This is a genomic window from Caulobacter sp. 17J65-9 (assembly GCF_010975005.1).
Taxonomy (GTDB): Bacteria; Pseudomonadota; Alphaproteobacteria; order Caulobacterales; family Caulobacteraceae; genus 17J80-11.
Genome location: NZ_JAAIVC010000024.1, coordinates 1 through 11,042, shown reverse-complemented (window position 1 = coordinate 11,042; position 11,042 = coordinate 1). Strand labels below are relative to the sequence as shown.

The following is an 11,042-nucleotide window of genomic DNA, read 5'->3' as shown; positions in this document are numbered from 1 at the left end:
GGTCTGGTCCGGCCGTCCGAGACCCGGACCAGCCGCCCAAACGTGAATTTTTTCAGATTTCGGACGGTAAGCGCCGTTTGGGCCTTGTCAATAGCGACGCTTGCGATGCATCGCTGAGGACATGCCGCCACCCCCGTCGCTGAAGATCGCGCCGACCGTTGAGGAGGAGTCCGCCGGAGTCCGCGCCCGCCCGCGCCAGCAGCGGTCGAAGGCGCGCGTCGAGAAAATCCTCGACACGGCGGCGGCGCTGATCATCCGGCACGGCCGCGCCAACGTGTCGGGCGCGATGGTGGCCGAGGCCGCCGAGCTGCCGGTCAGTTCGATCTACCAGTACTTCGCCAACATGGACGCCGTCGCCGCCGCCCTGGTGGAGCGCGCCATGTTCAGCGTCGACGACGTCGCGCTGGGCGTCGCCCAGGGCTTCGACGTCGGCTCCGACCCTATGCAGCTGGTCGCCGACATGATCGACGCGGCCCTGGCCCGCTACGAGGCCGAGCCCGGGGCCATCGACCTGATCCTGGAGCTGCGCCACACCGCCGCCTATGCGGAGACCGCCGCGCGCTCGGACGCGCAGATCGCCGCCGACCTCGGCCAGATCCTGCGCCAGGCCCTGCCCCACGTCGCGCCCGAGGCGATCGACGCCTACACCACCGCCACCATGGCCGTCGCCGGAGGCATGCAGCTTCTGGTGTGGCGCACGCCGGCCGGGCCGCAGCGGCAGGCGGTGATCCGCGAGTGGAAACTGATCGCCGGCGGCCGGCTGGCGGCCTTCCTGACCGAGGCGGGCGCCCCGGCGCCGGCCCCTCCCCCGACGCGCAAGCGCAAGAAATCCTGATCCGACGAGGCGTACCATGTCCCAGCCCGCCGACCTGCTCGCCCGCCAGCGCGAGGCCTTCCTGGCCCGCCCCTACCCGACCTACGCCGAACGTCGCGACGCGCTGAAGCGCCTGCGCCTGACGGTCCGCAAGCACGCCGACGCTCTGGCCCAGGCCGCCGACGCCGACTTCAGCTGCCGCGCGCCGCACGAGACGCTGATGCTCGACGTGGTGCCGCTGTTCAGCCACATCGACCACCTGCTGGGCGGGCTGAAGCGCTGGATGAAGCCGTCGCGCCGCAAGGTGGACCGGCTGTTCTTCGGCAACCGCGCCTACGTCACCTACCAGCCCAAGGGCGTGGTCGGCGTCATCTCGCCCTGGAACTTCCCGATCTATCTGGCGCTGGGCCCGATCGCGACCGCGCTGGCGGCCGGCAACCGCGTCATGCTCAAGACCTCGGAGTACGCGCCGGCGGTGTCCACGGCGCTGAAGACCCTGCTGGCCGAGTGCTTCGGCGAGGACGAAGTCTGCGTCGTCGAGGGCGGCCCCGACGTCGCCCGCGCGTTCTCCGCCCTGCCGTTCGACCACATGATCTTCACCGGTTCGCCGGAGATCGGCCGCCACGTCATGCGCGCCGCCGCCGGCAACCTGACGCCGGTCACGCTTGAGCTGGGCGGCAAGTCGCCGGCCATCGTCTCGCGCACCGCCGACATCGCCGTCGCCGCCCGCCGCATCGCGCACGGCAAGACCGCCAACGCCGGCCAGGTCTGCGTGGCCCCCGACTACGCCCTGGTCCCGGAGGAGCAGGCCGAGGCCTTCGCCGAGCAGGCGCTGAAGGCGTTCGACAAGTTCGCCAGCGGCGGCACCACCGCCCTGATCCACCCCGGCGCCTTCGAGCGCCAGCAGGCCCTGGTCGAGGACGCCCGCGCCAAGGGCGCCCGGGTCCTGACCTCCGCGACGGCGGTCGACGGGCGGCGCATGGCCCTGCAGGTCGTGCTCGGCGTCACCGACGACATGCGCCTGGCCCAGGAAGAGATCTTCGGCCCCATCCTGCCGGTGTTCACCTACACCGCGTTCGAGGCCGTGGTGGCGCGCGTCAACGCCGGCACCCGCCCGCTGGCGCTCTATTACTTCGGCTACGACGCGGCCGAGCGCGACACCCTGCTGAAGCGCACCCACTCGGGCGGCGTCGCCTTCAACGACTGGGGCTGGCAGGTGGCCCAGCACGACCTGCCGTTCGGCGGGACCGGCACGTCGGGCATGGGCAACTATCACGGCGCCGAAGGCTTCCGGGAGCTGTCCCACGCGCGGTCGGTCTACGACCAGCACCGGCTGTTCCCGATCGAGCTGTTCCACCCGCCGTTCGGCGGCACGCAGCCCTTCCTGCTCTGGCTGATCACCGGCCACGCCGGCGGGCGCAAGTAAGCGCCCCGCCGGTTCAGCCGGCCTGGTCGGCGAGCTCCCGGTCGAGCTCGTCGATGAAGGCCTTCGCCTGCGGCCACGGCCCGAAGCCCGACGCCGGGTTCAGGTGGCCGGCCGCGCCGATGTTCACCAGCCGGCTGCCCCAGTCGCGCGCCAGCCCGGCCGCCCGGTCGAAACCGGCCAGCGGATCGTTCTCGCTGGCGGCGAGGATGCTCGGGAACGGCAGGCGCGCGCGCGGGATCGGCAGCCAGCCGTGGGCGCGCAGTTCCTCCGTGGTCGGATAGGGGGCCGGGAACGGCGTCTCGACGTCGGCCGGAGCGGCCAGCAGCGCGCCCTTGATGGCGCGCCGGCCGCGCTGCGCCCAGTGCGCCACCATCATCACGCCGGCGCTGTGGGCGACCAGGACCACCGGCCCCTCGATCTGCGACAGCGCCTGGTCCAGCGCCTCGACCCTGGCCGCGCAGCTCAGCCGGTCGTGCTCCAGCGGCGGCACGGTGCGCACGCGCGGAAGCTCCGCGGCCAGCAGGGTCTGCCAGTGCTCGGCCACGTGGTCGCGCAGCCCCGGAACGATCAGGACGGTGGTCTCCATCAGCGCGGCTCTCCTCGTCTTCGCCATCGGCGCCGAAGCTAGCAGGCCCGTCCCGGCCCGCTTCGCAAAGCGCGACACGAGCTTGTCCTTTCAGGACAGGCGCGAGGGCGCCGCAGGTCCGCAAAAATCAGGGCGGAAAAATCGCCTGGACGACGCGCCGAGGGGCGCCCGCCCTCGACAGAGCGCCGTTTTTCCCGATCATCGGCAACTGCTGTAGATGCGCGTCGCTTATTCGCCTCGGCGAGCTCGGGAGGATGTGCTGAAAGCGGCGGGGACCCTGCGGCGATTGGTGGTGAGGCCCGACGTGGTCGCGATCGTCGGCGCGATGCTGACGCTCGTCATCGCCGCCTGGTCGCAGAACCTGGTCGAGCAGCGCACCCACGAGCGCTTCGCCCGCCTCGCCGACCAGACCGTGCTGAACACCCAGAACCGGCTGGACACCTACGTCGCCCTGCTGAACGGCGCCTCGGGCCTGTTCTCGGCCAGCGACGAGGTGACCGAAGCCGAGTTCGCGCGCTACGCCGCCCAGCTCGAGCTGGAGCGCCGCTATCCCGGCGTTCAGGGGCTGGGCTACACCGCGCGCATCGACCGGCGCGCGCCGCGCCACCCGGGGCGCATGCTGTCCGCCCTGCCGGCCGGCGTGACCCCCTGGCCGGGCCCCGCCCCCGAAAGCGCGATCATCTATCTGCTGCCGAAGGACCGCCGCAACCGCGCGGCCCTGGGCTTCGACATGATGTCGGAGCCGATCCGGCGCGAGGCGATGGATCGCGCCCGCGACCTGGGCGTGCCGGCCGCCTCGGGCCGGGTCGTGCTGGTGCAGGAACTCGACCACGAAAAGCAGCCGGGCTTCCTGATCTACACGCCGGTCTACATACGCGGCAGCACGCCGGAGACGGTGGCCGACCGCCGCGCCGACCTGATCGGCTGGGTCTATTCCCCGTTCCGCGCGCACGACCTGTTCCGCCAGGTGTTCGCGGGCACCGGCCTGCTCGACCAGGTCGACGTCGAGGTTTTCGACGCGGCCGGCGGCGAAGCGGGCCTGCTGTTCTCCTCGCCGACGGTCGAGAGCCGCCGGCCCAGCCGTTTCCGCGTCGAGCGCCGCCTCGACGTGGCCGGGCGCACCTGGGTCATGCAGCTGCGCGCCAACGAGGGCTTCCCCGCCCCGCCCTGGTGGCGCACCGCCCTGCCGATCCTGCTGGCCGGCTTCGCCCTGACCGCCACCTCGGCCGCCGCCGCCCGCGCCCAGGCCAACGGCCTGGCCCGCGCCCAGGCCGCCGAGACGGAGGCGCTGCGCGCCAAGAGCAAGGCGGAGTTCCTGCTGCGCGAGGTCAATCACCGGGTGGCCAACAGCCTGCAGCTGGTCAGCTCGCTGGTCGCCCTGCAGGCCGAGGCGGTGAAGGACCCCGGCGCGCGCGCCGCCCTGCAGGACACCCGCGCCCGCATCCTGGCCGTCGGGCGGGTGCACCAGCGCCTCTACGGCGACGACGGGGCCGGGCACGTCGATCTGAAGGCCTACCTCCAGCACCTGGTGGTCGAGCTGGCCGAGTCGCTGGAGGGGGCGGGCCCGCGCCTGCAGTTCCGCGGCGAGCGCGAAGTGCTGGTCGACGCCGACATGGCGGTGGGCGTCGGCGTGGCGGTGGCTGAGCTGGTCACCAACGCCGCGAAGTACGCCTATCCCGACGGCCGGCCCGGCGAGATCCGGGTCCGGCTCGAACCGCACGGGCCGCGCCTGGAGGTCTGCGTCGAGGACGACGGCGTGGGCATGGCCCCCGGCGCCAAGCCGGCCGGCTCCGGGCTGGGCATGAAGGTGGTGCGGGCCATGGCCGCCGATCTCTCGGCCGACCTGGAGGTCGGCGCGGGACCGGACGGCGGCCTGCGGGTCAGCCTGGTCTTCACGCCCAAGCGGCAGGGCTGAGGATCAGGCTGAGGGTCAGATGATCCCGGCCGTCGCCGCCCGGATCAGCTGCACGTAGGCCCACAGCGGGGCCAGCAGGGCCAGGCCCATCGCCACCCGGAAGGCCGCCGCGCGCGCCCGTTTGGCGGGATTGGCGGGCGCCGCCGCCAGCGCGATCAGACCGGCGGCCGCGGCCCCCAGCCAGCCCGCTCCCAGCGAAGCCGCCAGGCAGGATCCGATCTTGGGAGCCTGCCACAGCGTCGCCGCGGTCACCGCGTGCGAGGCCAACAGATAAGCGCCGATCGTCAGCCGCTGGCCGGACGGCGGCGAGAAGCCGAGGTCGGCGGCGTCCCAGCCGCCCAGCGCCAACATGCCCACGGCCGCGCCGGCGAACGCCGCCAGCCCGCCCAGCACGAGCGCGATCTCCAGACCCGACACTTTAGGCTCCCCTCGGAAAAGCTAACTCCCATATAGGCTGGGCGCGGCCCCGGAAAAAAGCCCGGCTGTTTCCGGCTCGGCCGCCCTTGACTCGTTTTGGCCGCCTCCTTACGTCCCCGGCGCGTTAGCACTCAGGGGACGCGACTGCTAATCGCGGGCGCCTCTGGGGGACTTTGATCCATACGGAGATGAGGCAGATGAAGTTTCGTCCGCTCGGCGACCGCGTGCTCGTGAAGCGCGTGGAAGAGGAAGAGAAGACCAAGGGCGGGATCATCATCCCCGACACCGCGAAGGAAAAGCCGCAGGAAGGCGAAGTCCTGGCCGTCGGCCCGGGCGCCCGCGACGAAGCCGGCAAGCGCGTCGAGCTGGACGTGAAGGCCGGCGACCGCATCCTGTTCGGCAAGTGGTCGGGCACGGAAGTGCGTATCGACGGCAAGGACCTCCTGATCATGAAGGAGTCCGACATCCTGGGCGTGGTCGATCGCGACGCCGCCGCCAAGGCCGCCTGATCCGGACTGGCCTCGCCGCAAGGCTGAGGCCGCCCGCGATCATCTACGAAGGCCTCGTCCGGCCCCCCGCGGCGGACGTCGGCCTTCGCAATCGAAACATCTGACTGGAAAGAGCTGCTGCAAATGGCCGCCAAGCAAGTCCAATTCTCGACCGACGCGCGCGAAAAAATGCTGCGCGGGGTCAACATCCTCGCCAACGCGGTGAAGGTCACGCTCGGCCCGAAGGGCCGCAACGTCGTGCTCGAAAAGTCCTTCGGCGCCCCGCGCTCGACCAAGGACGGCGTCTCGGTCGCCAAGGAGATCGAACTCGAAGACCGCTTCGAGAACATGGGCGCCCAGATGATCCGCGAAGTGGCGTCGAAGACCAACGACACCGCGGGTGACGGCACCACCACCGCCACCGTGCTGGCCCAGGCCATCGTGGTCGAAGGCATGAAGTCGGTCGCCGCCGGCATGAACCCGATGGACCTGAAGCGCGGCGTCGACAAGGCCGTCCAGGCCGTGGTCGCCGACATCAAGGCGAAGGCCAAGAAGGTCACCACCAACGACGAGATCGCCCAGGTCGGCACCATCTCGGCCAACGGCGAGCGCGAGATCGGCGACATGATCGCCCGCGCCATGGAAAAGGTCGGCAACGAAGGCGTCATCACGGTCGAAGAGGCCAAGTCGCTGGAGACCGAACTCGAAGTCGTCGAAGGCATGCAGTTCGACCGCGGCTACCTGTCGCCGTACTTCATCACCAACGCCGACAAGATGGAGGCCGTCCTCGAAGAGCCGCTGATCCTGCTCTACGAGAAGAAGCTCTCCTCGCTGCAGGCCATGCTGCCGGTGCTGGAAGCCGTCGTTCAGTCGGGCCGTCCGCTGCTGATCATCGCCGAGGACATCGAAGGCGAAGCCCTGGCCACCCTGGTGGTCAACAAGCTGCGCGGCGGCCTGCGCGTCGCCGCCGTCAAGGCTCCGGGCTTCGGCGACCGCCGCAAGGCCATGCTGGAAGACATCGCCATCCTGACCGGCGGTCAGGTGATCTCGGAAGACCTGGGCATCAAGCTCGAGAACGTCACCCTCGACATGCTCGGCCGCGCCAAGAAGGTCACCATCACCAAGGAAGACACCACCGTCGTGGACGGCGCCGGCGAGCGTAGCGGCATCGAAGGCCGCATCGCCCAGATCAAGCGCCAGATCGAGGACACCACCTCGGACTACGACCGCGAGAAGCTGCAAGAGCGTCTGGCCAAGCTGGCCGGCGGCGTCGCGGTGATCCGCGTCGGCGGCGCCACCGAAGTCGAGGTGAAGGAGCGTAAGGACCGCGTCGACGACGCCCTGAACGCCACCCGCGCCGCGGTTGAGGAAGGCATCGTCCCGGGCGGCGGCGTCGCCCTGCTGAAGGCCTCCAAGTCGCTCGACGCCCTGACCGGCGACAACGACGACCAGACCGCCGGCATCGCCATCGTCCGCCGCGCCCTGCAGGCTCCGATCCGTCAGATCTCGGAAAACGCCGGCGTGGAAGGCTCGATCGTGGTCGGCAAGATCCTCGAGAACAACTCGGCGACCTTCGGCTTCAACGCCCAGACCGAGCAGTACGTCGACCTGGTCCAGGCCGGCGTGATCGACCCGGCCAAGGTGGTTCGCACCGCCCTGCAGGACGCCGCTTCGGTGGCCGGCCTGCTGATCACCACGGAAGCCGCCGTGGCCGACGCCCCGAAGAAGGGCGGCGCGTCCGCCGGCGGCATGCCGGGCGGCATGGGCGGCGGCATGGGCGACATGGACTTCTAATCAGTCCACGTCTCCGGCCATCGCTGGAAACAAAGAACCCCCGGGCCGCGAGGCCCGGGGGTTTTTCTTTGCGTTAGACGAGCCCCCCGCTAGGCGGCTTCGAGCGTCCGCCGGACGATCGCTTCCAGATAGCCCTGCTCGCCGGTCGCGAGCAGACGGCCGAACCCCACAATGGCGGCGCCGAACACCACCATCCCGAGCGGGATCGCCATGATCCAGAACGTCGGCTCGAAGATCAGGCTCGGATTTTCGATAGCGGCGCCGGCGCCGGCGGCAATCAGAGGCCACCCCATCAGCCCCACGGCGCCGAACCAGATCGCGAAGAACACCAGGGTGAGCGGATGCATGCCGAAACGGCAGCGGACACGGGTTCCAGCCCCGTGGCTCTCGAAAGAGCCGGACATCCAGGTCTTGAAATCGTTTCGGTACCAGGTGCGCTTGCTGACGTGGAACCCGCCGGCGGACACGCCTCCCCGAAGCGGCTTCGACCCGAACAGTAGCAATGAAGGGTCGACGACCGACTCCAGCCGGCGGACGCACTCGTCACGCGGCAAGGGCGAAATCAATTCCATGGCCACCCCGGCGAGAAGAACGTCGATTTCTGGGAGCAATCGCCGCGCTTGTCGAGCGACGCCCCCAGAGGATCGACTGTCGCGCCCTACGCCCAGTCGTCGATCACCCGCGCCAGCACGTCCAGCGGCATGCTGCCGGCCAGAAGCCCCTTGTCGTGGAAGGTGCGGATGTCGAAGCGCGAACCCAGCCGCGCCTGGGCGCGCGTGCGCGCCTCCGTCCAGACCCGCCAGCCCAGCATGTAGCTGGACGCCTGGCCGGGCTGCACGCAGTAGCGCTCGACCTCGCGGGCGGTGGAGGTCTCGGCGTCGCCCAGGGTCTCGGACATGTAGGCGACAGCCTGGGCGCGGCTCCAGCGCTTGTGGTGGATGCCGGAGTCCACGACCAGGCGCGCCGCGCGGAACAGCATGGAGGCGTGGTAGCCCAGCCGGCCCAGCGGATCGTCGGCGTAGACGCCCATCTCGTCGGCCAGCTGCTCGGCGTACAGCGCCCAGCCCTCGGAATAGCCCGAGAACAGCGGCATGCGCCGCAGCATCGGCAGGCCGGCGGCCTCGATCATCAGGGCGTTCTGCAGGTGATGGCCCGGAATGGCCTCGTGATAGACCAGCGTCGGCAGGTCGAAGCGCGGCCATTCGCTCAGATTGCGCAGGTTGATCGAGAACAGGCCCGGGCGGGAGCCGTCCAGGCTCGGCGGCTGGTAGGTCGCCCCCGACGCGCCGGCCTCGATCGAGGCGGGCATGCGCGCGACGTCCACCGACGCCTTCGGCAGCTGGCCGAACCACTTCGGCAGCCTGGCCTGCATGGCGCCGGTCATGCGTTGGAGGTCGGCGATCAGGGCGGCGCGGCCCGCGTCGTCGTTCGAATACAGCTGGGCCGGATCGCGACGCAGGGCGGCGATCCGCTGAGCGACCGTCCCCTGGGTCAGCCCGCGCGCGCGCAGGATGGCGTCGGCCTTGGCGGTCAGGTCGGCGACCAGCTCCAGCCCCAGCCGGTGGATCTCCTCGCCCGACAGGTCGGTGGTCGTCGCCGTGCGCACGGCGAAGCGGTAGTAGGCCTCCCCGTCCGGCAGGCGCCACACGCCCGCGTCGGACGTCGAGCGCGGCAGGGCGGACGACAGCAGGTCGGCCTGGCGTTTGAGCGCCGGGTGGACCTCCTTCTCGACGATGGCCGCCGCGCGCTTCTCCCAGTCGCCCGGGATCTGCTTGGCGCTCGTGCGGCGGGTGAGCGCCGTGACCAGCTCCGACTGCGCGGCCGGTCCCCCGGTCATGGCCGCGAACTGGGACAGCGTGGTCTTCAGCACGAAGTCCGGCGGCACGGCCCCCTTGGCGAAGTCCGCCTTCACCCGCGCGGTCTCCTGGTCCAGCAGGACCGCGAAGGCCGACAGGCGCGACAGATAGGCCTCGGCGTCGGCGGCCGAGCCGATCGGGTGCTGGGTGGCCAGGAAGGACGGCACGCTGCGGTAGGCGCCCGACAGCTGCGAGACGATGTAGGGCGAGGCCACCCCGACGTTCGGGTCGCCGAACGGGAAGCTGAAGCTCTGCAGGGTGGTGTCGGCCAGGTAGGCGGCCGACTGGTGGTTCACCCAGTCCGCCCCGGTGAGCGTCTTCGGGTCGTAGCGGGCCAGGCCCTTGGCCAGGTCGGCGAACAGGGCGCGGCTGCGCTCCAGCCCGACCGGCGAGCGGTCGTCCAGGCGGCCGCGCGCGGCGGCGTTCGCGCCGGTGTCCAGGCCCGTCAGGGTCATCAGCTGCGGCGAGTCGTTCAGGGCGCGCACGACGGTGTCGTCGAGCATCTGCGTGAGCGCGTCGGTCCGCGCGAAGGCGGAGGCGGCCGGCAGGGCGCACGCGGCCGAGGCCGCGGACGCGGACACCAGGAGCTGACGTCGATCGAGCATGCGTTGTCTTTCGTGGTTCGCTGAACTGCGCTCCGCGTAGCAGACCCCGGCGCCCGGGTCATGGTTACGCTTGCGTTCACCAGGCCGCGACACCGCCGGCCCTTGCCGCCAAGCTCGCGACCGCCCTATGCATAGAGCCATCGCCCGGCCCCGCCCGGGCCACGCGAAGGGGACGTTTCCATGCGCAAGGTTCTGCTGCTCGCCGTCGTCGGCGCCGGTCTGCTGCTCTCCGCCTGCAACACCGTCCAGGGCGTCGGCCGCGACCTCGAGGCCGCCGGTCAGGCCATGAAGGACGCCGCCAAGTGAGTCGCGGGCGCGCACGCCGCGGCCATCCGGAATCAAGGCGAAATAAGGGCGGAGCCGACGGGCTCCGCCCTTTTTCATAAGGGTTTCAAGGGTGTTTCGGGGGACGCCCCTGACGCGCGACGTCGCAAAAGGTTAACGCAAACTTAACATTTCCGCTTGACGTGCGGCAAAGTTGGCACAGTAATCTCGGCCTTGGGGGAGACGCCTTCTTCGGAGGGCGCCAGGACTGGGGAGGCTGACAAGTGACGACCGCGCGTGTGTCTGCGGGGGGGGATTTCGGGACGAATCCACTCGCCTATGCGGCTATGGCTCTCATCATGGCGGTGCTGGCCGTCCTCGTCTTTCAGGTCGGGTTCAAGGCGGCGTCCGACCGCTGCACCACCCGGCTGGAAACCTTCAGAACTGAAAGCGGCTACCGCACGGTGGAACGGGCGGTCTGCGCCTAGCGCGCGAGACCGCGCCGATTTGCCCGAGCGCGAACGCGTCCGCCTCGCCCTAGCTTAAGGCGAACGTCGGCGCGGGCTCAGGCAAGATTTGACGCTACTGTCGGAAAGCGGCGCGGCCGCGATGATCGCTCAAGCCGCGGCCTTCTTCGCCTGCGCCCTGCTGTCCGCGCCGGTCTCGACCCTCGCTCACGAACTGGGCCACGCCCTGGCGGCGCGGCTGGCCGGCCTGACGGTGACCAAGGTGGTGGTCGGCGCCGGCGCGCCCTGGCTGCGCCTGCGCCTGCTCGGCCTGCGCCTCGAGTTCGGCCGCGCCCTGCTGCTGGGCGGCGGCGCGACCCACGTCGAGCCGGGAACGCACCCTTCGCGCCGGCGCACGGCGGCGATGCTGC

12 protein-coding genes are annotated in these 11,042 nt (G+C 70.7%); 8 read left to right on the top strand and 4 right to left on the bottom strand.

Annotation, left to right across the window (positions count from 1 at the left end; translation table 11 throughout):
* Window positions 1–121 precede the first annotated feature (121 nt).
* Together G3573_RS06315 and G3573_RS06310 are read left to right on the top strand one after the other, a co-directional pair.
* Complete coding sequence (locus G3573_RS06315) at window positions 122–835, top strand: TetR/AcrR family transcriptional regulator (protein WP_163260222.1); 714 nt, start codon at window positions 122–124, stop codon at window positions 833–835.
* Between the two features lie 16 nt (window positions 836–851).
* Window positions 852–2,240, top strand: coding sequence for a coniferyl aldehyde dehydrogenase (locus tag G3573_RS06310; RefSeq protein ID WP_163260220.1), 1,389 nt, complete (start codon window positions 852–854; stop codon window positions 2,238–2,240).
* Window positions 2,241–2,253: 13 nt separating this feature from the next.
* Here the strand turns inward: G3573_RS06310 and G3573_RS06305 are convergent, their stop codons facing one another.
* Complete coding sequence (locus tag G3573_RS06305) at window positions 2,254–2,826, bottom strand: alpha/beta hydrolase (protein WP_205598102.1); 573 nt, start codon at window positions 2,824–2,826, stop codon at window positions 2,254–2,256.
* A 304-nt stretch (window positions 2,827–3,130) separates the two neighbouring features.
* Here G3573_RS06305 and G3573_RS06300 point away from each other — a divergent pair, with 304 nt between their 5' ends.
* Window positions 3,131–4,741: a CHASE domain-containing protein gene (locus G3573_RS06300; protein WP_163260216.1), complete on the top strand. Its 1,611-nt coding sequence runs from the start codon at window positions 3,131–3,133 to the stop codon at window positions 4,739–4,741.
* A gap of 15 nt (window positions 4,742–4,756) precedes the next feature.
* Here G3573_RS06300 and G3573_RS06295 read toward each other — a convergent pair whose 3' ends face one another.
* Window positions 4,757–5,158: a hypothetical protein gene (locus tag G3573_RS06295; RefSeq protein WP_163260214.1), complete on the bottom strand. Its 402-nt coding sequence runs from the start codon at window positions 5,156–5,158 to the stop codon at window positions 4,757–4,759.
* Window positions 5,159–5,355: 197 nt separating this feature from the next.
* Between G3573_RS06295 and groES the strand changes: the two genes are divergently transcribed.
* Both groES and groL read left to right on the top strand, forming a co-directional pair.
* Window positions 5,356–5,667: a co-chaperone GroES gene (gene groES / locus G3573_RS06290; RefSeq protein WP_163260212.1), complete on the top strand. Its 312-nt coding sequence runs from the start codon at window positions 5,356–5,358 to the stop codon at window positions 5,665–5,667.
* A 123-nt stretch (window positions 5,668–5,790) separates the two neighbouring features.
* Window positions 5,791–7,440 carry a chaperonin GroEL gene (gene groL, locus G3573_RS06285; protein WP_163260210.1) on the top strand — a complete coding sequence of 550 codons (1,650 nt, stop codon included), beginning with the start codon at window positions 5,791–5,793 and terminating at the stop codon, window positions 7,438–7,440.
* 89 nt (window positions 7,441–7,529) lie between these two features.
* Here groL and G3573_RS06280 read toward each other — a convergent pair whose 3' ends face one another.
* Together G3573_RS06280 and G3573_RS06275 are read right to left on the bottom strand one after the other, a co-directional pair.
* Window positions 7,530–8,012, bottom strand: a complete 483-nt coding sequence (locus G3573_RS06280) for a hypothetical protein (protein WP_163260208.1) — start codon at window positions 8,010–8,012, stop codon at window positions 7,530–7,532.
* Window positions 8,013–8,098: 86 nt separating this feature from the next.
* Window positions 8,099–9,901 (bottom strand): DUF885 family protein, encoded by a 1,803-nt coding sequence (locus G3573_RS06275; protein WP_163260206.1) that lies wholly within the window; start codon window positions 9,899–9,901, stop codon window positions 8,099–8,101.
* Between the two features lie 180 nt (window positions 9,902–10,081).
* On the opposite strand from G3573_RS06275, the gene G3573_RS06270 reads away from it, so the two are divergent.
* The 3 genes from G3573_RS06270 to G3573_RS06265 all read left to right on the top strand — a co-directional run.
* Window positions 10,082–10,207 (top strand): entericidin A/B family lipoprotein, encoded by a 126-nt coding sequence (locus tag G3573_RS06270; RefSeq protein ID WP_163260203.1) that lies wholly within the window; start codon window positions 10,082–10,084, stop codon window positions 10,205–10,207.
* 317 nt (window positions 10,208–10,524) lie between these two features.
* Window positions 10,525–10,653, top strand: coding sequence for a hypothetical protein (locus tag G3573_RS22410; protein WP_276208684.1), 129 nt, complete (start codon window positions 10,525–10,527; stop codon window positions 10,651–10,653).
* Between the two features lie 121 nt (window positions 10,654–10,774).
* Window positions 10,775–11,042 (top strand): site-2 protease family protein (locus G3573_RS06265; RefSeq protein WP_205598101.1); only part of this gene is annotated, 268 nt, incomplete at its 3' end.

Excerpts from the sequence above, each read along its gene's own strand:
- G3573_RS06315 (WP_163260222.1), top strand. The coding sequence starts at position 122 with ATGCCGCCACCCCCGTCGCTGAAGATCGCGCCGACCGTTGAGGAGGAG.
- G3573_RS06310 (WP_163260220.1), top strand. The coding sequence starts at position 852 with ATGTCCCAGCCCGCCGACCTGCTCGCCCGCCAGCGCGAGGCCTTCCTG.
- G3573_RS06305 (WP_205598102.1), bottom strand. The coding sequence starts at position 2,826 with ATGGAGACCACCGTCCTGATCGTTCCGGGGCTGCGCGACCACGTGGCC.
- groES (WP_163260212.1), top strand. The coding sequence starts at position 5,356 with ATGAAGTTTCGTCCGCTCGGCGACCGCGTGCTCGTGAAGCGCGTGGAA.
- groL (WP_163260210.1), top strand. The coding sequence starts at position 5,791 with ATGGCCGCCAAGCAAGTCCAATTCTCGACCGACGCGCGCGAAAAAATG.
- G3573_RS06280 (WP_163260208.1), bottom strand. The coding sequence starts at position 8,012 with ATGGAATTGATTTCGCCCTTGCCGCGTGACGAGTGCGTCCGCCGGCTG.
- G3573_RS06275 (WP_163260206.1), bottom strand. The coding sequence starts at position 9,901 with ATGCTCGATCGACGTCAGCTCCTGGTGTCCGCGTCCGCGGCCTCGGCC.
- G3573_RS06270 (WP_163260203.1), top strand. The coding sequence starts at position 10,082 with ATGCGCAAGGTTCTGCTGCTCGCCGTCGTCGGCGCCGGTCTGCTGCTC.
- G3573_RS22410 (WP_276208684.1), top strand. The coding sequence starts at position 10,525 with ATGGCGGTGCTGGCCGTCCTCGTCTTTCAGGTCGGGTTCAAGGCGGCG.